Annotated in this window: 22 protein-coding genes, 1 other RNA gene and 4 pseudogenes; 11 read left to right on the top strand and 16 right to left on the bottom strand. The window is 71.8% G+C overall.

Annotated elements, in window-relative coordinates:
• The first annotated feature begins 1,341 nt into the window (after positions 1-1,341).
• The 4 genes from ACRAKF_RS12525 to ACRAKF_RS12540 all read left to right on the top strand — a co-directional run bounded on the left by ACRAKF_RS12525 (position 1,342) and on the right by ACRAKF_RS12540 (position 2,580).
• Positions 1,342-1,509, top strand: coding sequence for a transposase (locus ACRAKF_RS12525; protein WP_447037095.1), 168 nt, complete (start codon positions 1,342-1,344; stop codon positions 1,507-1,509).
• Positions 1,452-1,895, top strand: a complete 444-nt coding sequence (locus ACRAKF_RS12530; protein WP_447042307.1) for a hypothetical protein — start codon at positions 1,452-1,454, stop codon at positions 1,893-1,895. Before ACRAKF_RS12525 ends, ACRAKF_RS12530 begins: the two co-directional genes overlap by 58 nt.
• Before the next feature lie 137 nt (positions 1,896-2,032).
• Positions 2,033-2,233, top strand: a complete 201-nt coding sequence (locus tag ACRAKF_RS12535) for a hypothetical protein (RefSeq protein WP_447042309.1) — start codon at positions 2,033-2,035, stop codon at positions 2,231-2,233.
• Between the two features lie 77 nt (positions 2,234-2,310).
• Positions 2,311-2,580 (top strand): hypothetical protein, encoded by a 270-nt coding sequence (locus tag ACRAKF_RS12540; RefSeq protein WP_447037096.1) that lies wholly within the window; start codon positions 2,311-2,313, stop codon positions 2,578-2,580.
• Between the two features lie 210 nt (positions 2,581-2,790).
• Here the strand turns inward: ACRAKF_RS12540 and ACRAKF_RS12545 are convergent, their stop codons facing one another.
• From ACRAKF_RS12545 to ACRAKF_RS12585, 9 genes and pseudogenes are all read right to left on the bottom strand, one after another.
• Positions 2,791-3,603 carry a hypothetical protein gene (locus tag ACRAKF_RS12545; RefSeq protein WP_447037098.1) on the bottom strand — a complete coding sequence of 271 codons (813 nt, stop codon included), beginning with the start codon at positions 3,601-3,603 and terminating at the stop codon, positions 2,791-2,793.
• A gap of 150 nt (positions 3,604-3,753) precedes the next feature.
• Positions 3,754-3,948, bottom strand: a complete 195-nt coding sequence (locus tag ACRAKF_RS12550; RefSeq protein ID WP_447037100.1) for a DUF397 domain-containing protein — start codon at positions 3,946-3,948, stop codon at positions 3,754-3,756.
• Positions 3,945-4,595, bottom strand: coding sequence for a Scr1 family TA system antitoxin-like transcriptional regulator (locus ACRAKF_RS12555; RefSeq protein ID WP_447041949.1), 651 nt, complete (start codon positions 4,593-4,595; stop codon positions 3,945-3,947). Before ACRAKF_RS12555 ends, ACRAKF_RS12550 begins: the two co-directional genes overlap by 4 nt.
• Positions 4,596-4,869: 274 nt before the next feature.
• An RNA gene (gene rnpB, locus ACRAKF_RS12560) (RNase P RNA component class A) lies at positions 4,870-5,276 on the bottom strand.
• A 118-nt stretch (positions 5,277-5,394) separates the two neighbouring features.
• Positions 5,395-6,177, bottom strand: a pseudogene (locus ACRAKF_RS12565) (DMT family transporter); the annotation flags it as partial.
• 31 nt (positions 6,178-6,208) lie between these two features.
• Positions 6,209-6,964: pseudogene (locus ACRAKF_RS12570) on the bottom strand (AraC family transcriptional regulator); the annotation flags it as partial.
• A 335-nt stretch (positions 6,965-7,299) separates the two neighbouring features.
• Positions 7,300-7,602, bottom strand: a pseudogene (locus tag ACRAKF_RS12575) (TetR-like C-terminal domain-containing protein); the annotation flags it as partial.
• 345 nt (positions 7,603-7,947) lie between these two features.
• Positions 7,948-8,172 (bottom strand): annotated as a pseudogene (locus tag ACRAKF_RS12580) (helix-turn-helix domain-containing protein); the annotation flags it as partial.
• Positions 8,135-8,596 carry a DUF4260 family protein gene (locus tag ACRAKF_RS12585; protein ID WP_447037101.1) on the bottom strand — a complete coding sequence of 154 codons (462 nt, stop codon included), beginning with the start codon at positions 8,594-8,596 and terminating at the stop codon, positions 8,135-8,137. The pseudogene ACRAKF_RS12580 and the gene ACRAKF_RS12585, both read right to left, overlap by 38 nt.
• A 237-nt stretch (positions 8,597-8,833) precedes the next feature.
• On the opposite strand from ACRAKF_RS12585, the gene ACRAKF_RS12590 reads away from it, so the two are divergent.
• Positions 8,834-9,679: a MerR family transcriptional regulator gene (locus ACRAKF_RS12590; protein WP_447037102.1), complete on the top strand. Its 846-nt coding sequence runs from the start codon at positions 8,834-8,836 to the stop codon at positions 9,677-9,679.
• Positions 9,680-9,989: 310 nt separating this feature from the next.
• A complete protein-coding gene (locus ACRAKF_RS12595) occupies positions 9,990-10,559 on the top strand; it encodes a hypothetical protein (protein WP_447037103.1) in 570 nt (189 codons plus the stop codon).
• Here ACRAKF_RS12595 and ACRAKF_RS12600 read toward each other — a convergent pair.
• On the bottom strand, positions 10,504-11,946 hold the full coding sequence (locus ACRAKF_RS12600; RefSeq protein ID WP_447037105.1) for an RNB domain-containing ribonuclease: 1,443 nt from the start codon (positions 11,944-11,946) through the stop codon (positions 10,504-10,506). The two genes, ACRAKF_RS12595 and ACRAKF_RS12600, sit on opposite strands and share 56 nt — an antisense overlap.
• 201 nt (positions 11,947-12,147) lie before the next feature.
• Here ACRAKF_RS12600 and yaaA point away from each other — a divergent pair, with 201 nt between their 5' ends.
• Positions 12,148-12,948, top strand: a complete 801-nt coding sequence (gene yaaA, locus ACRAKF_RS12605; RefSeq protein WP_447037106.1) for a peroxide stress protein YaaA — start codon at positions 12,148-12,150, stop codon at positions 12,946-12,948.
• Positions 12,949-13,048: 100 nt separating this feature from the next.
• Positions 13,049-13,708, top strand: coding sequence for a bifunctional 4-hydroxy-2-oxoglutarate aldolase/2-dehydro-3-deoxy-phosphogluconate aldolase (gene eda / locus ACRAKF_RS12610; RefSeq protein ID WP_447037108.1), 660 nt, complete (start codon positions 13,049-13,051; stop codon positions 13,706-13,708).
• Here eda and ACRAKF_RS12615 read toward each other — a convergent pair.
• The 3 genes from ACRAKF_RS12615 to ACRAKF_RS12625 form a co-directional block, all read right to left on the bottom strand.
• A complete protein-coding gene (locus tag ACRAKF_RS12615) occupies positions 13,694-14,968 on the bottom strand; it encodes a bifunctional RNase H/acid phosphatase (protein ID WP_447037110.1) in 1,275 nt (424 codons plus the stop codon). The genes eda and ACRAKF_RS12615 overlap by 15 nt on opposite strands.
• Positions 14,969-15,088: 120 nt before the next feature.
• A complete protein-coding gene (locus tag ACRAKF_RS12620) occupies positions 15,089-15,832 on the bottom strand; it encodes a zinc ribbon domain-containing protein (RefSeq protein ID WP_447041950.1) in 744 nt (247 codons plus the stop codon).
• Complete coding sequence (locus tag ACRAKF_RS12625; RefSeq protein ID WP_447037111.1) at positions 15,829-16,731, bottom strand: Nif3-like dinuclear metal center hexameric protein; 903 nt, start codon at positions 16,729-16,731, stop codon at positions 15,829-15,831. The genes ACRAKF_RS12620 and ACRAKF_RS12625 overlap by 4 nt, the downstream gene beginning before the upstream one ends.
• A gap of 257 nt (positions 16,732-16,988) precedes the next feature.
• Between ACRAKF_RS12625 and ACRAKF_RS12630 the strand changes: the two genes are divergently transcribed.
• On the top strand, positions 16,989-18,047 hold the full coding sequence (locus tag ACRAKF_RS12630) for a hypothetical protein (RefSeq protein ID WP_447037113.1): 1,059 nt from the start codon (positions 16,989-16,991) through the stop codon (positions 18,045-18,047).
• A 110-nt stretch (positions 18,048-18,157) separates the two neighbouring features.
• On the opposite strand, the gene ACRAKF_RS12635 is transcribed toward ACRAKF_RS12630, so the two are convergent.
• The 3 genes from ACRAKF_RS12635 to ACRAKF_RS12645 all read right to left on the bottom strand — a co-directional run bounded on the left by ACRAKF_RS12635 (position 18,158) and on the right by ACRAKF_RS12645 (position 21,207).
• Positions 18,158-19,099: a 3-oxoacyl-ACP reductase gene (locus ACRAKF_RS12635; RefSeq protein ID WP_447037114.1), complete on the bottom strand. Its 942-nt coding sequence runs from the start codon at positions 19,097-19,099 to the stop codon at positions 18,158-18,160.
• A 43-nt stretch (positions 19,100-19,142) separates the two neighbouring features.
• Positions 19,143-20,219: a Zn-dependent alcohol dehydrogenase gene (locus ACRAKF_RS12640; RefSeq protein ID WP_447037115.1), complete on the bottom strand. Its 1,077-nt coding sequence runs from the start codon at positions 20,217-20,219 to the stop codon at positions 19,143-19,145.
• Positions 20,220-20,352: 133 nt separating this feature from the next.
• Positions 20,353-21,207: a MaoC/PaaZ C-terminal domain-containing protein gene (locus ACRAKF_RS12645; RefSeq protein WP_447037116.1), complete on the bottom strand. Its 855-nt coding sequence runs from the start codon at positions 21,205-21,207 to the stop codon at positions 20,353-20,355.
• Between the two features lie 306 nt (positions 21,208-21,513).
• On the opposite strand from ACRAKF_RS12645, the gene ACRAKF_RS12650 reads away from it, so the two are divergent.
• Positions 21,514-22,725 (top strand): sensor histidine kinase, encoded by a 1,212-nt coding sequence (locus ACRAKF_RS12650; protein WP_447037118.1) that lies wholly within the window; start codon positions 21,514-21,516, stop codon positions 22,723-22,725.
• On the top strand, positions 22,722-23,327 hold the full coding sequence (locus ACRAKF_RS12655; protein WP_447037119.1) for a response regulator: 606 nt from the start codon (positions 22,722-22,724) through the stop codon (positions 23,325-23,327). Before ACRAKF_RS12650 ends, ACRAKF_RS12655 begins: the two co-directional genes overlap by 4 nt.
• The last annotated feature ends 34 nt before the right edge of the window (positions 23,328-23,361 follow it).

Consider the following 23,361-nt stretch of genomic DNA (forward strand, 5'->3'; position numbering starts at 1 on the left):
AAGGTCCGTGGTACTGGCAGAGGCGCCCAGATCCTCTGCCGTGGACGCCCGCGTGCACAACGGACATCAGCAAGGGAACCCTTCCCTGACCATGCCAGTCGAGCGTCACGATCTGCCCTCAGGGCCTGAAGCCGACCAGTTCGCAGAAACAGCTTCAGGAGTACTTCTTGGGAGGGGTCGACGAGCTCGAGAGGTCGGCCTCCGCCATTGACCCGATCTTCAACACATCGGTCTTGAACCTGCGAGGCCGGTGTGTCGTCGCCCCAGGGGCCTCAACGGCGGAGACCACCGGCGGAGAGAGCCCTGGGAGACGGACACGGAGGGGAAGGTTCAACCGCTCTGCCGTCCGCGCCATCGACTCAAGGCCGTCCCGTGCCCGGTTCCGACCAGACCCCATGCGAGTGTGGAAGGGGTGCGATGTGGGCGCGCACGCACGCTGCTCACTGGTGAGCCCACCATGCGGCTCCTGTGCCGGTGGCAGTGGTTATGAGTGTGATCAGCCACACAGGTACGCGCTGGATGGTCACGTGGAGTCCGCCACACCGGAGTTCGAGTGCCGGAATCGGCGTGATGGGTTCCGTGCTGCGGCTCATCTTGTCGTCCTCTCTCTGGGCATTGCCCTGTTTGGCTCGCATGTCCTCTGGCTCCTGTCGCGCGCCATTGCGCGTCGCCAGTGGAGGAAGGGACGCAGCGTCGCTGCGGCGTGGCGTGGGGAGTCCGGTCCCATCGACGTTATGCCGCTGGGGGAGATGCGCCGTGTCGATATCAGACAACCCGGCGTTGACAACCACGAGTTAGGGGCGGCGCGACCAGCAAGGTTGCAGGCATCAAGACTTTTCAAGCGCAGGTCCTATCGCGCTGATCTCGGGTAGGAAGCTATCTCGCTCCACCTCCCGACCGCTCGGTGTGTATGTGTACAAATAGGGGGGGTGAAACTTCGACCCACTGGCCCCCGACCCGACGGGGTGGACTCTTGGCGCTTTCCGGCCCATGCGGTACAGCCGCGTCTGACGTGCAGTTGAAGGGCCATGGCCCCCGGAGTTTGAGCAGGGCCAAGGGGACGTACACAGGCGAGGCAGCACGCTTTCAGAGGAGGCAAAGCAACTGCACTCCAGCGTCACTGACGGCGCAGTGAAGCCCTGGCGGTGTGCAAGTGGTAGCGCTGGAGGTATCCCGCTTGGCACCGACCTACCACGGTGCGCACTTGGCGTGAGGTGGTCGAAGGCGGCGTCGCGGCGGGTGTGTCCGGTGAATAAGGGGCTTCGGTACCCCTCCGGAATAACACGTTGATTGCCGCCCTGGCCCGAGCGGTCGCCAGGGCCGAAGCCGGTAGCTGACCGGTTGTGCCTGCAGGGCATCCTGTATGTCCTGCACCAGGACATTGCCTGGCAACTTCTGCCACTCAAGCTGGGGTTCGGCTCCGGCCAGACCTGCTGGCGGCGCCTGGACCGGTGGCAGCAGGCCGGAACTTTCCAGGAGCTGCACGGCATCCTGCTTGCGAAGCGCTGAATGCGGCCGGCGAACTCGAGTGGTCTCGTGCGTGTGGACGGCTCCCACGTCCGCGCGAAAAAAGGGGGAGCCGCGACCGGCCCGTCGCCGGTCGACCGCCGGAAAACGGGCAGCAAGCACCATACGTTGACTCTGTTCGCAATGAGCTCGCGAAAATAATCCGCACACGGGGCCTTTCAGTCGCCGACTACGAACAACTTACGGATATCCATTTCGCAAGTGAAGAGGATCTGTACGACTACCTCGGCAAGCTCGACAAGGTCGCTGAAAAATCCTGGCCGGAGGACGGCGTCAACAACGTGCTGTACCAGGCTGTGGCGCGGAAGGTAGCCGTTACTTGGCTACGGGAAGGGGAAGCTCCGGAACGGCTGCTGGCGGCATCCTGAATCGACCACTGGAAAACACCACGGCGGCACACCAGCGAACCCTTTCTATGCTTTGCCGATATGTCTTATGACATAGGAATCGAATGAGTTACCGACACGAGGCCGGATCCACGGCCCTCGGTGCATAGGACTGCTGCATGGCAGCCCAGGACAACGACAGCCAGTTGCTGGAGTCCGTCTCCGTTCGGCGGCGGCGGCTTCGGGACGCGTTGCTCTTCGGGGCGCAGCGGCAGCGGCGGAGTGTGGATGAGCGGCTCGGGAAAGTGTTTGCCGGGGTCGTGATCGCGGCCGCACCCGATGTCCGACAGCACATCCAAACCTCGCCGATACCCTTGTAGTTCAGGCCTGACACATGGCCAGGTGAGTCCGCGGCACGCTACAGTCAAGTCCTGACTGATCGAGGGGGTGCCAGAATATGGCCAGGCCGTGGGAAGCAGATCCGGACACGACTTTCAAGCAGCGTCTGGGAAAAACACCGCAGGAACTCGGAAATACAACGGGAACTCCCGACTGCCCGGACATCTGGGAACTCGCCAATGGGGACATCGCCGTCATCGGGCGTGACCTCACCCAGGAACTCGCCAAGAACCTTCCCGACGACGTCTCGATCGGCGCGGACGAACGCCTCGTGGTCATCCCCAGGAACATGCTCATCGCGGCGAAGCCGGACATTCCCAGTGTTTGACGCGTTCCCGTCCGGCGTCCCTCAGCGCATGGATCGACCCACGTACTAACCCACGTACTAAGCGAACCTTGGCCGGGTCTACACCAGCTGTATCGGCTTCCTGAACAAGCTGGAGCACTGTCAGCACTTCGCGGGGCGTGGCTTCGCGAGCTGGGAGTCCCGCACCGTCGCCTGCGCGTGCTGGAATCCCGGTTCCGGAAAAGCGGGAGATCAAACCGCTTCTCCAGACTTGGCGGCTTCTACGGCTTCTACGGCCTCTTCGTTTACGACTCGACGTGTCGGCTTCGTCAGTTCCAAGCTGGAGAGGTGCTTCTTCAGCCTCTTGGCCATGGGCAGGTAAGTCGCGAAGGTAAGCCCGCCAGAGACGACAGCCCCCACGACAGGAATGGCCTTCGAGACGCTCTTCGCGAAGGACTGCTTCGTCATCTGGACACCTAGGTAGCCGGCGACTTTCTTCACTATGGGGTAGATGACGCCCTGCGTGAGTGCCTTCTGAGGCAGCTTCTTGGCGACCTGCTCCGACATCATCGTCGCGACCTTCCCGACAGCGGCGTTCGCCGACTGGGTACCGAACATCACGCCGAAGAACAGCGTGAGCACCCCCATGGTCGCGTCGTCGACGTCGTCACCGTCGTCGGAGAACAGATCGGGCCAGCTATAGAGGTACGCGAGCTTCTGCGCGATACGGAGCATGTGGCCGAAGTACTGGGCGATGTCGGCCGGCACAGTGGCGGGAAGAGCGAGGATGCCGGGTATCCCTGCGGCGGCGGACAGAGCGCTGACTTTGCCGGTTTCGTAACGGATGGAGTCGTTGGCCAATTTGTCGAGGACTTCGACAGTGATGCCCGCCGCCGCGGGGGTCTCTTCGATCGCTCTTCGGATCTCGTCCTCGGAACAGTGGCGCGCCAGCGCTCTTCGGAGGTACGCCGCTCTGTCGATACGCACGCCCGGAAGCCTCGCCGCACCCACCAGCACCGCGGAGAAGCGCGACTCGGGGTTCTCTGCCACTTTGCCCTGTTTCATAGCAGGAACCTACAGTAACTACGTGCGCAGTCAGGGCAGTTGGTTCTGTCCAGCTGACAGCTCTGAGCCAGGCGACCGGTTTGCAGAGTGCCGCGCAAGACGATGCGCGCAAGGCCCTCGGCCCGTGTACTTGCCGAGGGTCTGTACGCGTCAGAGCGCCGCGAACTCGACGAACGTGGTCCATGCCTTGGGGTGTACGGCAAGGGGGGCGCGGGCCGTGTCCTTTGAGTCGCGGACGTGAACCGAGGTGGTGGATGCCGCCACCTCGACGCATTCGCCACCAGCACCACTGCTGTAACTGCTCTTGCGCCAGGCTGTCTCAAGTACGGGCTGTTCAACGTTCATCTCTCTCCAAGCAACTTCTCGACGAAGGCCAGCGACTCGCGCGGAGTCAGCGCTTGAGCCCGGAGGAGGCCGTACTGCTCCTCGATCTCCCGGACGGGCTTCCGTTCCTCCCCTCGCATAGCGATCCACCCACCCAGTGGCCGCCGAAGTACCGACTCTTCGATGACGAAGCCGAGGGTGCGCAACTGTGCGCGACAGAAGATCTCTTGTCGGGCCAATCGCGCTGCCACCCTCTGCTCGACCACATCCTCATGCAGCAACGGCCGCCAGGTGGTGAACACCGCCCGGGCGTACTCTTCAGCCTGCAAAAGCCCAGGTACCGCCTGGTTGGCGTACACGTGCAACTCAATCGCCTCGCCCTCCAGCTTGGCTGCATCGCGGAAGAACGCCGGGTACTGAGCCCGAGCCACCTCCTCCTTGCCCGCGCTCAGCACTCCGCCCGCGTCCAGCACCTCATCAGACCGGTCGATGAACTTCGGCGGTGGAATGCGCCGTCCCTGCTCAAACGACGCGACCGTCGAGGCCGAGTAGCCGGGCAGAGCCCCGAGCCTCGCGCGGTCCATGCCCGCCCGCTCACGGAACAGCTTCAATTGCCGCCCGAACACAGACAGCGCGCCCGTCCCGCGGTGCCCGGCAGGGACTCCCATTTGCGGCTCACCGAGGTCGACGGTGTCTGCCGCATCGAGGTGAGCGACACGCATACCGAGAAGCAGCCGCCGTCCGCCCCCCCCCCCCGTTACGGACCCCGTTTCCGAGTCCGGTCGCGGGCTGCTCCTCGTCGCCGCCCTCTCGGACGCGTGGGGCGTCGCGGTTCGCCGGGCGGCACCTGGCAAGACCGTATGGGCGGAGCTGCGCGTACAGGCCAGGTCATGATCTGGCTCGGGGCTGCGCAGGCGCGCGGCGCGCGTCCTCACGGAGCGGCAGACGAGTCGGGCTGTACGCCGGATTTTGTCGCCCGGTCGCCTCGCGGCGGCCGGGGAGACGGCCATCCATCTAGGGCCGGCATTGCTGTCGGCCTCGTGCGGTCTACCCGCGGACTCGGGCGGGCAGCCCTCGAACGTCCGCGCAGAGCGCGTCTTACCGCGCTCCTTTTGACCTTGCTCCAGGTGGGGTTTACCTAGCCGCCTGAGTCACCTCAGGCGCTGGTGGTCTCTTACACCACCGTTTCACCCTTACCGGGGGCCGGAGCCCTCGGCGGTCTGTTTTCTGTGGCACTGTCCCGCGGGTCACCCCGGGTGGCCGTTAGCCACCACCTTGCCCTGTGGAGTCCGGACGTTCCTCGGGAAGCACCCCCGAAGGGGTCTTCACGCGGCCGCCCGCCCGGCTCGTCTGCCGTGCCGACCATGTTACCCGCCGGGTGCGCGGGCTCGGTGCCGTGGCCGCCGTCGCCAGGAACGAGCCGGCCAGGATCAGGGCGAAGGCCGCCACCATGCCCATCGACAGCGGCTCGTCCAGGAACGTGACGCCCGCCGCCACCGCCACCGCCGGATTGACGTACGTGAAGACGACCGCCCTCGTGGGGCCCGCCTCCCGGATCAGTTCCAGGAAGACGACGAACGCCAGCGCCGTGCAGATGACTCCCAGGCCCGCCAGGGAGAGGAGGGTGGGGGTGTTCGGGAGCGAGTCCGGCCAGGACACCGCCGCCGCCGGGGCGTAGACCAGGGCCGCCAGCGTCAGGCACGGCGCGATCAGTTGCAGCGTCGGGACCTCGCGGAGGTGGCGGGCCGCGATCAGCGGGGCGATGGCGTAGCCGAGCGCGGTGAGCATGACCTCCGTCAAGGACCAGGCGTCGCCGCCCGTGAGGTGCGGGACCGTGAGGACCGCGACGCCCCCGAGGCCCAGGCCGAGGCCCGTCAGGCGGCGGGCGCCCAGGCGTTCCGTGTCGCCGAAGAAGCGGGCCAGGAGCGCGCCGATGATCGGTACCGCGGCGATGAGGAGCCCGGCCGTGGAGCTGGAGATGTGCCGCTCCGCGTCGGTCAGGGTCCACCACGGGCCGAGGATCTCGATGCACGCGAAGGCCAGCATCGGCCGCCAGTGGCTGCGGACCGTCCGGGTCAGGCCGCCTTGCCGTACCGCGAAGGGGAGCAGGAGTACCGCGCCCAGCGCGCAGCGCGTGAAGACCACCATCGACGGTGACAGGTCACTGTCCACCGCCACCTTGATCATGAAATACGGGATGCCCCACAGGACCCCCATGAGCGAGAAGAGGAACCAGCCGCGTGCCGTCATGCCGGGAGTCTCCACCGCGGCGGCGTCCCGCGTCTTGAACGCTGTTGCGGTACGCCGCCGGGGTCACCCCGAGCACCCGGCGGAACCAGCGCGTGAGGTGCGCCTGGTCGGCGAAGCCCACCAGGGAGGCCGCTTCGGCGGGGCGCAGGCCGGCCTCCAGGTGGGCGCGGGCGCGCGTCACGCGGTACTGGGCGAGCCAGGCGTAGGGCGGCAGCCCCGTCGACGTACGGAAGGCGCGCAGGAGCTGGTAGCGGGAGAGGCCGAGGGGGGCGGCGAGTTCGGTGAGGGAGGGCGGGGCGAGGAGCTCGTCGGCGAGGCGTTCGCGGACGGTGCGGGCGATGTGGTCGGCGCCCGGGACGCGGTCGGCGACGGGGCGGGCGGTGCCGTGTCTGCGGGCGAGGGCGGTGAGCAGCCAGGGCAGGCGGGACTCGGCCTCCAGGGGGTCCACGGGGCCCCCGGCCCCGCTCAGCTCGGTGTGTGCCGCGCGCAGGGCCGCGGCCAGTTCCGGGTCGTCCACCACCGCTTCGCGGAAGTGCGGCGGGGCCGTGGTGCCCTCGGCGAGGAGGGACGGCAGCGGGTACATGGCGCGGTAGGCGTAGCCGCCCATGGCCGCCGGTCTGCCCGTGTGCACCTCGCCCGCGGCGAGGATGATGATGGAGCCGGGGCCTGCGTCCACGCGTCCGCCCCGGTAGTCGATGACCTCGGAGCCGCCGACGCCGACGCCCACGGTGAACTCCTCGTGGTAGTGCGGCGCGTAGCGGTGCCGGTCGAAGCGGGCGGTCAGCAGATCGAGGCTGTCACCGCGGGTGCCGAGGGGGGCTCTGGCCCAGAGGGCGTGCTCACGGGGCCGCTTGGCCGCGGCGGTCGAAGCGGTGCTGGGGGGCGGGGGGTGCGGTGCCTCGCCCTGCGGCGTCGAGGCGTGGGGCGCCGGGCCGCGGGGTGCCTCCTCGTGCGGCGCCTGGCCGTGCGGCGCCGGGCCGTGGGGTGCCTCCTCGTGCGGCGCCTGGCCGTGCGGCGCCGGGCCGCGGGGTGCCTCCTCGTGCGGCGCCTGGCCATGCGGCGCCGGGCCGCGGGGTGCCTCCTCGTGCGGCGCCTGGCCATGCGGCGCCGGGTCGAACGCTCTCACCCGATCAACGCCCGCGTGCCCTTTTTCCATGCCGCGCCGAGGTCGGCTCCCTCGGGGAACCGTCCGTGGATCTCCAGGATCACCATCCCGTGCGCGAACGCCCAGGCGGCGCGGGCCAGCTCCCCGTCCCCGGCGCAGGCGCGGACCAGCGGGGCGGCGGCCCTGTCCTCCAGGCCTTCGGGCAGGGCGTGGCGGGGCAGCGGGCGTTCGGTGGCCAGGCGGTAGAGGTGGGGGTGGCGCAGGGCGTACGCGCGGTAGGCGTCGGTGAGGGCTTCGATGGGGCTCGGCACCGCCGCATCGCCCCGCGAACCCGGGACCCCCGGCTCACCCCGTGCCCCCGGAGCCCCCGGCTCACCCCGTGGCCCCGGAGCCCCCGGCTCACCCCGTGGGCCAGGAGCCCCCGCATCGCCCAATGTGCCCGCCGTCGCCCCATCGACCGCCGAGCCAGGAGCCGCCGCCCCCGCCCCCGCCCCCGCCGGTGAATCCCGCGCCGTCACCCCGGCCGGTGTACCCGGAGCCGACACCCCGGCCGGTGTACCCGGAGCCGACACCCCGCCCCGCGAACCCTGCACCGCCGCCTCGCACACCGCGGCGATCTCGTCGAGCATCTGCGCGATCAGCTCCACCTCCACCGCCGACTTGTCGGGGAAGTGCTTGTACAGCGAGGGCGCCTTGATGCCGAGTCGGTCGGCCAGTGATCGCATGGTGAGCTTCTCGGCGCCGGACTCCTCCAGGAGCTCGCGGGCCGCGCGGACGATGTCCCTGGCCCGGGGGGTGAGGTGTTCGCCCCAGGTGGGGAGCGCCTCTGCCGCGCCGGGCGCCTGCCGCTGGTCAGCCACGCTGAAAGCCTTCCTTCGTACGCAGTCCATAGCCGAAGGCGCGATCGTACGAGATGTGGGCGAGCCAGCCGCACAGGGCCGCGAAGGCCGGGGCCCAGACGACCGGCGCGGCGGTGTAGAGGGCGACGAGCGCGAGCGGGACCGATGCGCGGTGGGCGGCGTTGTAGTACGGCACCGCGCGCGGCGGGAGCTGACCGCGCGCCATGCGTGGCGCATCGCGCGCAGCCACCAGGAACGTCAGGTCCGGGGCGATGAAGAAGACCCCGGCCAGCAGCCCGGCGAGCCACCCGTGGTTGACCCCTTCGAGTACGGCGAAGGCCGACCAGAAGAGCGCGCCGGCCAGCCAGGCCGTACGGCGGGCGACGACGGCGAGGGGCCGCTTCACCGCCGCGGGACGGATGCGGGTGGGGGTGGGGGTGGCGGTGCCCGTCTGTGTCGGGGTCAGGGTGCTCATCGGTTCCGATCCTCCTCGTAGCCGGGGCGATGACGCGTTCTCGTAGCCGGGGCAATGCCGCGTGGCTAACGTCGTTAGCCATTAACGTATGGCTAACGCCGTTAGCTGTCAACCTACCCTCCGCCGTGTGCCGCCCGGCGGCCGAGCCGCAGAACCGTCGAAGGCCCCCGGCCAGCGCTCCAGCACCCTTGACCTTGACCTTGACCTTGACGCAGCGGCAACCTCTCTACTGAACCCATGCGGATCGGAGAACTCGCCGGCATCGTCGGCGTCACCACGCGCGCCATCAGGCACTACCACCACCTGGGCCTCCTGCCCGAGCCCGAGCGGCGGTCCAACGGCTACCGCGAGTACGGGCTGCGGCACACCGTCGCGCTGGCCCGCGTCCGGCGCCTCACCGAGCTGGGCCTTGGCCTCCCCGAGGTGCGGGACGTCCTCGCCGACGACGCCGGGCGTGAGCTCGCCGAGGTCCTCGCCGAACTGGACGCCGACCTCGCCCGGCAGGAGGCCGACATCAAGGAGCGCAGGTCCCGGCTGCGCGCCCTCCTCGCCGATGCCGAGCGGGGGCGGCTGCCCGCCGAAGGCCCCGTCTCGCCCGAGCTGGCCCGCTTCTTCGGCGAGATGAGCCGCGGCGCGGCGGACAGCGAAAGGCCCGCCTCCGCGATGGCCGAGAAGGACCGCGAGATGCTCGCCCTCATCGACACCACGGCCTCGCCCGAGGACCGGCGGCGCTTCATCGCCGCGATGGGCCCCGCGCTCGCGCCGGACGCGGTCGAGCGGGCGCACGACGTGTACGCCCGGCTCGACGCGCTGGCCGAGTTCACCGACCTCACCGCGCCGGACGTGGAACGGGCGGTGGACGGAGCGGCGCGCGCGCTCGCCGACGCGCTGCCGAACTCGCTGCTCGACGAGCTGGGGGCCGACGGGGCGGAGGCTCTGGCCGCCGGCCGCGGCCCGGGCGCCTCCGCCGAGGCCGCCACCTTCCTGGGCGCCTTCTTCGCCGACTTCCCGCCGGCCCAGGCGGAGGCCGTCCGCCGCGCGATGCGGCTGCTCGCCCGACGGGACCGAGGGGGCACCGAATGACGGCTCGGACTCCGCGGCGAATGACGGCTCGGACTCCGCGGCGGGCCCTGCGCGTCATCGCGTACACCGCCATGCCCGCCGAGGCCGTGATCGTCTGCTGTGTAATGGCGGGCGTCACCCTGCCCACACCCGTACTGATCGCCGCCGAGACCGCGATCGCGGCGCTCCTGCTGTGCGAGGCCGCGGGACTCGCCGTCGTGTACCGGCGGGGCGGCTCCGCCGCCGTCAAGGCCTCCCTCGACGGCCTCGTCCCCGAGCCCGTACGGCGGATCCTCGGGCACGAGTTCCGCGTTCTGGCGAGCCTCGTCCTGTGGGCCGCGCGGCGCAGGCCGGGGTGCGGGACGGTGTGGACCAAGAGGCGTTCGGGCACGCCAGGGGCAATGCGGCGACCTTGTTGGGCCTCGCCTTCGTGTGCGTCGTCGAGACGTACGGGATGTCGGTGCTGCTCCGCCCCTGGCCGACCGCGCACGCCGTGGTGCTGGTCGTCGACGTCTACACCGTGCTGCTGTTCATCGGCCTCCACGCGGCGTCCGTGACCCGGCCGCACGTGCTCTCCCCCGATGAGCTGCGGGTGCGCCACGGCGCCCACCACGACCTGCGGATACCGCTCGCGCGGATCGCCGCCGTACGGGCCGACCGGCGCTACACCCACGAACCCGCCGACGGCGTACTGGACATCCCCGTCGCCTCGCAGACCTCGCTCACCCTGGAGCTGACGGAGCCCGTGGCCGCCGTCGGCCTCCTCGGCGCGCGTCGCGAGGTGACGACGGTCAGGCTGCACGCCGACGAGCCGGCGCAGTTCCTCGCGGCCCTGACCCGGCGGCTCACACCGGTTCGAACCGCACCTTCGTCGTGCCCGGGTCCGCCGCGGTCAGTCTGACGCGCAGGCGCTCCCCCAGCGGCAGCTTCGCCGTGCCGCCCTCGACGCGGGCCACGATGGCCGGGTCGGTCAGCTGGACGGTGCCCACGACCGGTGCGTTGTCCTTCACGTCCACCACCACCGCGTCGAACATCTCGCCGACCCGGTCCTTGAGCAGCGCGGCCTCGACGATGTCCACGCACTCGCGCTCCACGGTGTTGCCGCGCCGGGTGCCCTCGGCCATCTCCGCGGGCAGCTCCTCCAGCGCGGCGAGCACCCACTGCGGGACCCCCGCGCCCGCGCAGGCGGCGAGGCAGAGCTCGGAGGCGTAGCGGTCGACGAGGCGGCGCAGCGGGGCCGTGCAGTGGGTGTAGGGGGCGGCGACGGCGGCGTGCACGGCCGGGTCGGGCAGGCGGCCGCCGCTGAACGCCGTGTAGCCCGCGCCCCGCAGCAGCGTCGTGCACTCCTGGAGGAAGGCGGCCTGGCGCGGCTGCCCGGGGTCGAGGGACCGCACGAGCCGGGCGTACGGGACGTGGTGCGGCCAGTCGATCCGCAGCGCCTCGGCGGTGCGGCGCAGGCGGCCGACCGCGCCGTCCGGGGCGGTGGGCAGCGTCCGCAGGATGCCCGTGCCCGCGCTCAGCATCAGCTCGGCGGCGGCCATCCCCGTGAGGAGCGAGATCTGGGCGTTCCAGCCGTCGGCGGGCAGGGGCGCGCGGAAGGCGAGCTCGTACCGTCCGTCGCGCTCGACGATCTCCTGCTCGGGCACGTCGAGCGAGATGCCGCCGCGGGCCACCTCCAGCGCCTCGCGCAGCCTGCCGATGTCCCGCAGGAGCGCGACGGGCTCCTCGGCGGTGCCGTCGTCGATGGCCCGCTGCACGCCCTCGTAGTCGAGCTTGGCCCGGCTGCGTACGAGGGCGCGGTGCACGTCGGTGCGTTCGGTGCGGCCGTCCGCGTCGAGGTCGAGGGTCCACAGGACGGCGGGGCAGGTCTGTCCCGGCAGCAGGCTGGCGGCGCCCTCGCTCAGGGCCGTGGGGTGCAGCGGGACCCTCTCGTCGGGGAAGTAGAGGGTCGTGACACGCCGGTGGGCCTCGGCGTCGAGCGGCCCGTCGGGCGTGACGTAGGCGGCGACGTCGGCGATCGCGTACGTCACCCGGTAGCCGCCGCCCTCGCGCCGGGCGAGGTGCATGGCCTGGTCGAGGTCGACGGAGTCGGGCGGGTCGACGGTGAACAGGGGGATGTCCGTGGCGTCGCGCTCCGGCAGCCGCGGGGCCTTCGCGGCACGCTCCGCTTCCGCGAGGACCTCGGCGGGGAAGTCCAGGGGCACGTCCAGTTCCGTGCGCAGCTCACGCAGCGCGGCCCGCAACGGAGCCTCCGCTGCGCCGGTCACGTGAAGGTTCCGGCGAGGCATGGACCGAGCGTATGGCGGCCGACACGGCTCGGCACCCTGTACCCGACTCCCTGTACCGGACTCCCTGTGCCGACTCCCGGGGACGACTCCCGGGGCCCGACTCCCGGGGGCCGACTCCCAGGGCCCGGCCGACGGCGTCCCACCCCGTACCCTTTCGCGGGGGCCGCACCCCTCCCCTCGTACCGCTCAAGGAGTCCGATCGTGCTCGTCCTGCTGCCGCCGTCCGAAGGCAAGGCCTCGTCGGGGCGGGGCGCCCCGCTCAAGTTGGAGTCGCTGTCGCTGCCGGGGCTCGCCGAGGCGCGGCGGGCGGTGCTCGACGAGCTGGTCGAGCTGTGCGCCGCCGACGAGGAGAAGGCGCGGGCCGTGCTGGGGCTGAGCGAGGGCCTGCGGGGCGAGGTGGCGAAGAACGCCGGACTGCGCACGGCGGGCGCGCGCCCGGCCGGGGAGATCTACACGGGGGTCCTGTACGACGCCCTGGACCTGGCCTCGCTCGACGCCGCCGCCAAGCGCCGCGCGGGGCGTTCGCTGCTGGTCTTCTCCGGGCTCTGGGGTGCCGTCGGGGTGGGCGACAAGATCCCCTCCTACCGCTGCTCGATGGGCGTGAAACTGCCGGGCCTCGGCGCGCTCGGCGCGTACTGGCGGGCGCCGATGGCCTCCGTCATGCCGGAGGCCGCGGGCGACGGGCTCGTGCTCGACCTGCGGTCGTCGGCGTACGCGGCGGCGTGGAAGCCCAGGGGCGAGGTGGCCGACCGCACGGCGACCGTGCGGGTGCTGCACGCGCACATCGTCGACGGGGTCGAGAAACGCTCCGTGGTCTCCCACTTCAACAAGGCGACGAAGGGCCGCATCGTCCGCTCCCTGCTGACCACGGGGACGCGGCCGAAGAACCCGGCCGAGCTGGTCGAGGCGCTGCGGGATCTGGGGCACGTGGTGGAGGCCCAGCCTCCGACGAAGCCGGGCAGGCCGTGGGCGCTGGACGTGGTGGTACGCGAGATCCACTAGTGGGCGGGTACGGGCGCCGGTGCCGCCACGTTGGGCCATGTGGTTGCAGCATGCGCAACACCCTTTGCGCATGCTGCGCGCACCGGGGCAGGATGCGGTCATGACCTCCTCCTCCGCGCCCACGCCCACGCCCACGCCCACGCCCTCTGTGCTCGATCTCGCCCCCGTCGTCCCCGTAGTCGTCGTGGAGGAACTCGGCGACGCCGTGCCGATGGCCCGCGCGCTGGTGGCCGGGGGGCTGCCCGCGATCGAGGTGACCCTGCGGACGCCCGTCGCGCTCGACGCGATCCGGGCCATCGCTGCCGAGGTGCCGGACGCGGTGGTCGGCGCGGGGACCGTGATCTCGGCGCGCAACGTCGCCGACTCCGTGGACGCGGGGGCCCGTTTCCTCGTCAGCCCCGGCTGGACGGACACGCTCCTCGCGGCGATGCGGGGGTCCGGCGTGCCGTTCCTGCCGGGGGTCTCGACGACCTCCGAGGTGGTGGCGCTGCTGGAGCGCGGCGTGACCGAGATGAAGTTCTTCCCCGCGGAGGCCGCCGGCGGCACCGCGTACCTGAAGTCGCTCGGCGCACCCCTGCCGCAGGCCCGCTTCTGCCCGACGGGCGGGATCACCGCCGGTACGGCGCCCACGTACCTCGCGCTGAAGAACGTCGGCTGCGTGGGCGGGAGCTGGATGCTCCCCGCCGACGCCGTGGCGGCCAAGGACTGGGCCCGCGTCGAGTCCCTGGCCCGCGAGGCCGCCGCGCTAGCGCAGGTGTGACGTGTCGTTCAGGAGGCGCAGCGAGGCGTTGCCGTCGGCGTAGTACGCCACCGCGGAGACCGAGGCCGCCGAGAGTTCCATGCGGAACATGGACTCCGGCGGGGCGCCGAGCGCGAGGCGCACCAGCGTCTTGATGGGCGTGACGTGGGTGACGAGCAGGACCGTGCGGCGCGCGTACGCGGCGGTCAGCCGGTCGCGTGCCGCCTCGATCCGGCGCGCGACCACGGCGAAGGACTCGCCGCCGGGCGGTGCCACGTCCGCCGAGGCCAGCCAGGCGTCCAGCTCCTCGGGGTGACGGGCGCGCGCCTCGGCGAAGGTGAGCCCCTCGAAGACCCCGAAGTCGGCCTCGCGCAGGTCGTCTTCGAGGTGGACGTCGAGACCGAGGCGGGCGGCGACGGTGTCCGCGGTCTCCTGGCAGCGCTTGAGCGGCGAGGAGACGACCGCCTGGATCGTGCCGCGCGCGGCGAACGCGGCGGCGGCCCGCTCGGCCTGCTCGCGCCCCGCGTCCGACAGTGACGGGTCGGAACCGCCGCTGCCGGAGAACCGCTTCTCGGGCGTCAGCGGGGTCTCGCCGTGCCGCAGCAGCACGAAGGTCGCGGGCGCGCCGAGGTCCGGCGCGGCCCAGCCGACCGGCGGAGCGGACAGGTTGCGCGCGGCGTGGGCGTCGGGGCCCGTCACCACCGGGGGCGCCACGGCAGGGGCCTCGTCACGCGGGGCGGTGAGGGCCGCCCGCGCCCTGGCCGCACCCGCCACCGCGTCCCCCGGCGGGCCCGAGGGCACGGGGGCGGCGGCCGCTCGCGCGGCTCTCGCGTCCAGGTCGGCGGTCGACGCCGAGGCCGACCACCGCTCGCCGCGCTTGCCCGCGTCCATCGCCTCGTTCGCGAGGCGGTCCGCGTGTGTGTTCTCCGCGCGCGGGATCCACTCGTACGTGACCTGCGCCGCGGGGAAGACGCGCGCGGCCTCGGCCGCGAGCGGCTTCATGTCGGGGTGCTTGATCTTCCAGCGGCCCGACATCTGCTCGACGACGAGCTTGGAGTCCATGCGTACGTGCACCGAGGCGCCCGGGTCCAGCTCGTGCGCCGCCTTCAACCCCGCGACCAGGCCCTTGTACTCCGCGACGTTGTTCGTCGCGACGCCGATGTACTCCGCGGCCTCCCTCAGCGTCTCCCCCGAGACCGCGTCGATGACCACGGAGCCGTAGCCCGCGGGCCCCGGGTTGCCCCGGGAGCCGCCGTCGGCCTCGACGATGAACTCACGCACGGACTCTCCCACGGACGCACCCACGGACTGACGCGATGGACTGGCACACGAACTGGCACACGAACTGACGCACGGACGGACCCACGGGCGGACGCACGGGCGGACGCACGGGCGGAGGTCCTACAGGCCGGACTCGGACGTACGGACCAGGATGCGGCGGCAGTTCTCGCACCGCAGGACCGTGTCCGCCGAAGCCGCCTTCACTTCGTTGACCTCGGTGATGTTGAGCTCCAGGCGGCAGCCCTCGCAGCGCCGCTGGTAGAGCTTGGCCGCGCCGACGCCACCCTGCTGCGCGCGGAGCTTGTCGTAGAGCTTGAGCAGGTCGGCGGGGACGGAACCGGCGACGACCTCGCGCTCCTTGGTGGCCGTGGCGGTCTCCCCGTCCAGCTCCCGGAAGGCGGCGTCACGGCGGGCCGTGGCGTCGTCGATCTTCGACTGGACCGAGGAGACCCGCTCGGTGAGCTCGCCGACCCGCTCCTGCGCGGACTCGCGGCGCTCCATGACCTCAAGGACGACGTCCTCCAGGTCACCCTGGCGCTTGGCGAGCGAGGTGATCTCGCGCTGGAGGTTCTCCAGGTCCTTGGGGGAGGTCACGGCGCCCGAGTCCAGGCGCTGCTGGTCACGGTTGGAGCGCTGGCGGACCTGGTCGACGTCCTGCTCCGCCTTGGTCTGCTCGCGGGCGCAGTCGCTCTCCTCGGTCGTCGCGGCGACGAGCAGGTCGCGCAGCTGCGCGAGGTCCTTGTTCAGCGACTCGATCTCGGCGTGCTCGGGCAGCGAGTTCTTCTTGTGCGCGAGCTGTTGCAGGCGTACGTCCAGGGCCTGGACGTCGAGCAGTCGGATCTGGTCGGCGGGCGCGGCGTTCAGTTGGGGGCTCCTGGGAAAGATGAGGCGCGCGAAGCGCTCGCTGGAAGGGTGGTGGCGTGCGACGGGCGGGCGGGGGTCGAGGCCGCGTGGGCGGTCCAGGGGTCGGTGACCGTCTGGGAGACGTGGACGCGAAGACCCCATCCGTTCCGGTCGGAGATCTCGTCGAGCTGGGCTGCGGCCAGCTCGCACCAGGGCCACTCGGTGGCCCAGTGGGCGGCGTCGAGCAGCGCGAGCGGCGTGCGCTCGCGGGCCTCGGACGCCGGGTGGTGGCGCAGGTCGGCGGTGAGGAAGGCGTCCACACCGGCGGCTCGCACGTCGTCGAAGAGGCTGTCGCCGGAGCCGCCGCTGACCGCGACGGTCCTGATCAGCGCCTCGGGGTCACCCGCGACCCGGATGCCCTGCGCGGTGGCGGGCAGCCGCTCCGCCGCGCGCGCGGCGAGCTCGGCGAGGGTCAGGGGGTGGTCCAGTTCGCAGATCCGGCCGAGGCCGCGGCGGCCCCGCTGGTCGGCGGGGTCGGGCACGAGGGGACGCACGACCCGGAGGTCGAGCGCGCCCGCGAGCGCGTCGGAGACGCCCGGGTCGGCCCGGTCGGCGTTGGTGTGCGCGACGTGCAGCGCGACGTCGTGCCGGATCAGGTCGTGCACGACGCGGCCCTTGAAGGTGGACGCCGCGACGGTCGTCGTACCGCGCAGGTAGAGCGGGTGGTGGGTGACCAGGAGCTGGGCTCCGAGCCGCACCGCCTCGTCGGCGATCTCCTGGACCGGGTCGACGGCGAAGAGGACGCGCGAGACCTCCGCATCGGGGTCTCCGCAGACCGTGCCGACCGCGTCCCAGCTCTCGGCCAGACCGGCGGGCCACAGGGCGTCGAGGGCGGCGATGACTTCAGACAGACGGGGCACGGGGAAAGGCTACCTTCCCGGCACACCCCGCAGGTCGTGCGTTACGTACCGCTGTCGGACGGCTACTTGGCGGCAGACACGCCGGCGGCCGGTCGGCGGCGGCCCCGCGCGGCACCACCACACCGCACCCGCAGCACAACCACACCCGCCCCCTCAGGAGAACCGTTGCTTCGCCATCCTTCCGTGTGAAGCGAACGGCCACTCACGCCACGTCAGCGCGTACGAAACTAGCTTCGGGCCCGGAGGTGGCGCCGACGATGACAGCGGCAACGATCACGGTGGACGGCGGCTACGCGGCCAGGCTGGCGCGCAGGGGCGAGTCCTGGTTCCCCGAGCGCTGGACGCTCGACTCCCCCGAGCCCTACGCGGTGCCGCTCGCCGGCCGCCAGCCCGAGGAGCCGGGCACCGAGGTGCTGCCGATGAGCGACGGCCGCGTCCTCATCCACCGCCTGGTGGACGGACGGCACACGTTCGCGCTGCTCTACCCGAGCGGCCCGGCGACCGGCGAGATCCCGCTGGGCTTTGTGGAGTGCGCGGGCGACCTCGGGCTGCTGCCGCCCGCGCCGGACGGCGAGCGTGCCTACGCCATCGCCGTCGGCACCCACACCACCGACGTCTGGCTGGTGGCGGGCGGCTCCTTCGGCCCCGAGCACGTCGCCGAGGTGCCGGGACGCTGCTCGGGCGGCGCCTGGCTCGACCACACGGGGCGGCTGCTGGCCCTCGACCGGGAGACGGGCGGCTGCGTCAAGACGGTCGCGGTCGACCTGGCGCGGAACGGCGAGGTCTCGCCGCTCCTCCAGATCGCCGAGGAGAGCGACGACCGGCTGCTGCTCGCCGACGCGGACAGCGGCCTGCTGCTCATCCGCTCCAACGCCCCGGGCCACGACCGCCTCGGCTGGGGCGTGCTCGGCTCCGCCCTGCCCGTCCGCTTCCCCGAGTCGCTGCGGCTCGCCGACTGCGCCGTCACGCCGTTCGCGATCCAGCCGGGGCAGACGCTGCTCCCCGAGGCCTGCGGGGTGGCGCTGCGGATCGACGGCGCGGCGGGCACCTGGCTCGGCCTGTGGCGCCCGGCGGAGCGCGGCATGCGGCAGATGCCCGCGCCCGAGGGCTGGTTGGCCGGTTCGGGCCGCTGGACGAGCGAGGGCGTACTGCTCCTTCCGTACGCGACGAGCGCCGTGCCCTGCGGTGTCGCGCGCTTCCCCGCGCCCGCCCGTGAGCCGTCACGGCCGCCTGGCGCCGGGTCGGCGCCACCGGACCCCGCACGGCCCGTTCCGCTCCAGCAGGCACCCCTGACCGGCCGGGTGGCGGCCGGTTAGCCGCGTAGCGGATTGCAGGGAATGCAGAAAAGTCCCGCACAAATGCCATCAAAAGCGGCGCATGGGCGGGATTTTTCTGCAACCGCCCCCGACCCCACCCCCCCCTCGCGTCAGTCGCGCTTCAGGGTGAGGACCTCCTGGGCCGCGAAGGTCTCCTCCTTCGGGCGGTCCTTGTAGTACGGGGTGAGCAGGGCGTCCAGTTCGGTGAAGGTGAACGTCTCCTTGGCCGCGTCGAACTTCGCCGCCACCTTCGGCCGCTCCACGATCGCGACCATGCCGCCGTGCACGACGAGGAGCTGCCCGTTCACTTCGGCGGCCGCGGGCGAGGCGAGGTAGCCGACCAGCGGGGCGACGTGCTCGGGGGCCAGCGGGTCGAGCTGCCCCTCGGACGGCTCCTGGTAGCCCTGGAAGACGTCCTCGGTCATGCGCGTCCGCGCGCGGGGGCAGATGGCGTTGGCCGTCACGCCGTATTTGGCCAGCGCCAACGCGGTCGACGTCGTCAGGCCGACGATGCCGCCCTTGGCCGCCGCGTAGTTGGGCTGTCCCGCCGAGCCCGCGAGGTAGGCCTCCGACGAGGTGTTGACGATCCGCCCGTACAGCGGGCCGCCCGCCGCCTTGGAGCGCTCGCGCCAGTGGGCCGACGCGAAGTGCGTGGTGTTGAAGTGGCCCTTGAGGTGGACGTGGATGACCGCGTCCCATTCGGACTCCGTCATCGAGAAGATCATCCGGTCGCGCAGGATGCCCGCGTTGTTGACGAGGATGTCCAGCTTGCCGTAGGCGTCGACGGCCGTCGCGACCAAACCGCGGGCCTGCTCGTGGTCCGCGACGTCCCCGGTGTGCGCGACGGCCCGGCCGCCCGCGTCGCGGATCTCGGCGGCGACCTCCTCGGCGGGCGCCGCCGACGCCTCGCCGGAGCCGTCGCGCCCCGGCTGCCCGAAGTCGTTGACGACGACGCTCGCGCCGAGCGCGGCCAGTTCCAGGGCCTCGGCGCGGCCGAGCCCGCGGCCCGCGCCGGTGACGATCGCGCAGAGGCCCTCAAGTGGCAGTGACATCAATGTCCCTCCGGGTCAGATCTCTATGCAGGTGCGCAAGGGGTCAGATCTCTATGCAGGTGCGCAGGGCGGCGCCGGTCCGCATCTGTTCGACCGCCTCGTTGATCTCGGTGAGCCGCACGCGGTGGGTGATCATGCTCTTCAGGTCGATGCGGCCCGCTCGCCAGAGCGCGATGGCCCGCTCGTACGACTGGAGGACGTCGCCGCCGCCGTACAGGGAGGGCAGGATGCGCTTCTCGTCGAAGAACAGCTCGAACATGTTGAGCTGGAGGTGGTCGTCCATGGCTCCGGCGCCGACGACGACGAGCGTGCCGCCGCGGCGGGTCGTCTCGTACGCCGTGCGGGCGGTGGCCGACTTGCCGACGACCTCGAAGACGTAGTCGAAGCCCTCGCCCTCGGTGATCCGCTGCTTGGCGTCGACCAGTTCCTCGGGGGCGACCGCCTCCGTGGCGCCGAACCGCAGCGCCGCCTCCCTGCGCGAGGCCACCGGGTCGACCGCGACGATCTGCGCCGCCCCCTTGAGGCGGGCGCCCTGGATCGCCGAGATGCCGACGCCGCCACAGCCGATGACGGCGACCGACGAACCGGCCCGCACGTCGGCGGTGTTGATGGCCGCGCCGAGCCCCGTCGTCACACCGCAGCCGATGAGCGCCGCGATGTCGAGGGGCACGTCGTCCGGGACCGGCACCGCGCACCCGGCGTCGACGACGACCTCCTCGGCGAAGGTGCCGGTGCCCGCGAAGCCGAAGACGTCACCGCTGGGGCGCCTGAAGTTGGGGGTGCCCGCGTTCATGAAACCGGCGAGACAGAGCTGGGTCTGGCCGCGCTTGCAGGCGGGGCAGGTACGGCAGGCGGGGAGCCAGCAGAGCAGGACCCGGTCGCCCGGGGCCAGGCCGCTCACGCCGTCGCCGACGTCGGTGATCTCGCCCGCGCCCTCGTGGCCCGGGACGAAGGGGGCGGGCTGCGGCAGCACCCCGTTCATCGCGGAGACGTCGGAGTGGCACAGGCCGGTGGCCCTGACCCGTACCTTCACCTTCCCCGGGCCGAAGCCCACCGCCTCGACGTCGTCGAGGACCTCCAGCTTGGTCTGGCCTGTCTCGTGCAGTACGGCTGCGCGCATGGTGCGGCTCCTCTCGTACGGAGATCCGGACGGGCCCCGGCTTCACGGGCGGGCTCCGGCTGAATTCAGGCGTGCTCGACATTCGGGCGTGCTCGACATTCGGGCGTGCTCGACATTCGGGCGTGCTCGGCATTCAGGCGTGCTCGACGACGGTGTCGGCGAGGACCGGCGCGTCGTCCCGCTCGACCGCGGTGACCTCGGCCCTGACCCGGCCCTCGCCGTGCCACGTGCGGATGCGCAGCGTCTCGCCGGGGAAGACGACGCCGGTGAAGCGGGTGCTGTAGCCGCGCACCCGGGTCACGTCGCCGCCGAACCGGGTGTCCACGACGGCCTTGAGGGTCATCCCGTAGGTGCACAGGCCGTGCAGGATCGGCCGGTCGAAGCCGGCGAGCGCGGCGAACTCGGGGTCGGCGTGCAGCGGGTTCCAGTCGCCGGAGAGGCGGTAGAGGAGCGCCTGGTCCTCGCGGACGGGGCGCAGGACGGTCAGGTCGGGTTCGCCCTCGGGCGCGGGGAGCCGGGTGGACGGGCCGCGGTCGCCGCCGAAGCCGCCTTCGCCGCGTACGTAGATCTGGGCGTCGCTCGTCCACAGCGGGCCCTCGTCGTCGGCGGCCTCGGAGCGCAGGACGAGGACCGCGGCCTTGCCCTTGTCGTACACCGCGGCCACCCTCGACGTGGTCATGGCCTTGCCGCTGACCGGGATCGGGCGGTGCGGTGTGATGCTCTGGCCGCCGTGCAGCACCGCGGCGAGGTCCACCTCGATGCCGGGGGCCGAGAGCCCGCCGACGACGCCCATGCCTGCGCCGGCGACGGTGGCGAAGCTGGGCAGGACGTGCAGAGCGGACTCCAAGGTGTAGCGCAGCTCTTCGGGGGCGGTGGCGGGCACTCCCGCGCCGATGCCGAGGTGGTAGAGCTGGACGTCCTTGTGGTCCCAGGTGATCTCGGCGGACCGGGGCTCGGCGGCGACGGCCTTCGCGGCGTCAATGGGCATGGGGTGAGAGCTCCTTGGACGGCAGGAGACCTCGGCGCGGACGTCCGCACCGTCGACCGCACCGAGGTCGCGACTGGGCCGGAGGGCCGGCCCGCGGACCGGCCGGTTCTAGAACGCGTTCCACTCCGGCGATCCATGTATAGCCGAGGCCCGGATACTTGTGAAGGCTCCTGACGTCACGTCAGATACCTGCCCGCCGCGACATGTCGGATGCCCGCCCGGCGGAGCTCCCGTGACATTTGTACCGGCCCGGTCCGTACAGACGCCTCTGCCGCGATTCCCCCCGGACTCCGTAGCGTCGTGGGCATGAAGAAGACATCGCGGACGACGGCACGGAAGCGCGAGCGGCAGGGATGCGAGGGCGGGGAGCACATCGGGCATCTCGGTCCTCCCCCCTCCGGCTTCGCGCTCCTGCCCTGGCTCCTGATGGGCCTGGGCGCCCTCTCCCACCTCCTCCAGGGCGAGACCCCCAACCCCTGGATCGGCGGCATCGGGCTGCTCCTCTTCAACTCCCTCTACGTCTACATCGCCTTCCGCGCGTTCAACGCGTACTCGCGCGAGGCCCCTTCCACGCGCGTCGCCGTGGTCCTGCTCGGGCTGCTGACCGTCGGCCTCGCCGCCGGGTACGGCGGCAACTGGCTCCTCTTCTTCCCCCTCCTCGGCCTCGCCACGGGCGCCGTCGTGCGCGGGCGCGGCCTGGGCCCCGCCGGGCTCGGCCTGAGCGCGCTCGCCGGTGTCATCGGCGGGTTCCAGGACGGCTGGGGGGCGATCAACATCGCGTACGGCACGTTCCTCTCCACGATGGTGACCGCCGCGATCCTCTCCCTCGCCGAGGCCGTCAGGGAACTGCGCGAGACCCGCGAGGAGCTGGCCCGCGCCGCCGTCGAGAAGGAACGCCTCCGCTTCTCCCGCGACCTGCACGACCTGCTCGGCCACACCCTGTCCGTCATCGTCGTCAAGGCGGAGGCCACACGCCGCCTCGCCCCTCGTGACCTGGACGCGGCACTCGGCCAGGTCTCCGACATCGAGTCCGTCGGCCGGCAGGCGCTCACCGAGATCCGCGAGGCCGTCACCGGCTACCGCGAGGGCAGCCTCGCCACCGAACTCGACCGCGCCCGCGACCTGCTGTCCGCCGCCGGGATCGACGCCGTCGTCCGTCAGTCGGGCCCGCCGCTCGCCCCGCAGACCGCCGCCCTGCTGGGCTGGGTGGTCCGCGAGTCCGCCACCAACGTCGTACGTCACTCAGGGGCGACCCGCTGCGAGATCGAGGTCACCGGCACCGCCGAACAGACCCGTCTGGTGATCACCGACGACGGGCTCGGCGTAGGCTCACAAACGCCCGGCAGCGGGCTGAAGGGCCTCGCCGAACGCCTCGCGGCGGCGGGCGGCTCCCTCACCCCGGGTCCGGCGCCCCGCTCCGGATTCCGCGTCACCGCCGTGCTGCCGGTCACCGAGATCCACCCGGTCGCCGTGAGCGGCCCCGCCACGGCGGGCGTCCAGGAGGAGCGCACCAGATGATCAGAGTCCTGCTCGCCGAGGACCAGGGCATGATGCGGGGCGCGCTCGCCCTGCTGCTCGGCATGGAGCACGACATCGAGGTCGTCGCGCAGGTCGGCGCGGGTGACGAGATCGTGGACGCGGCGCTGACCTCACGGCCCGACGTGGCCCTGCTCGACATCGAGCTTCCCGGCCGCAGCGGTCTGGACGCCGCCGCCGACCTGCGCGAGGAGTGCCCCGACTGCCGGGTCCTCATCCTCACCACCTTCGGGCGGCCCGGCTATCTGCGCCGCGCCATGGAGGCGGGCGCCGCCGGCTTCCTCGTCAAGGACGGGCCCGTCGAGGAACTGGCCGAGGCGATCCGCCGGGCGCTGCGGGGCGAGACGGTCATCGACCCGGCCCTCGCCGCCGCCGCTCTCAGCGCGGGGCCCAGCCCGTTGACCGGCCGCGAGGCGGATGTCCTCAAGGCCTCGGTGGACGGTGCGACGGTCGCCGACATCGCCGGCAGGCTCCATCTGTCGGAGTCGACCGTACGGAACTACCTCTCCGCGGCCATCGGCAAGACGGGGACGCGGAACCGCATGGAAGCGGTGCGGGAGGCTCGGCAGCGTGGGTGGCTTTGACTGGCCCCTGGCCCCTGGGCCTTGGACCCTGGGC

The sequence above is a fragment of the Streptomyces sp. DSM 118878 genome (genome assembly GCF_052936595.1).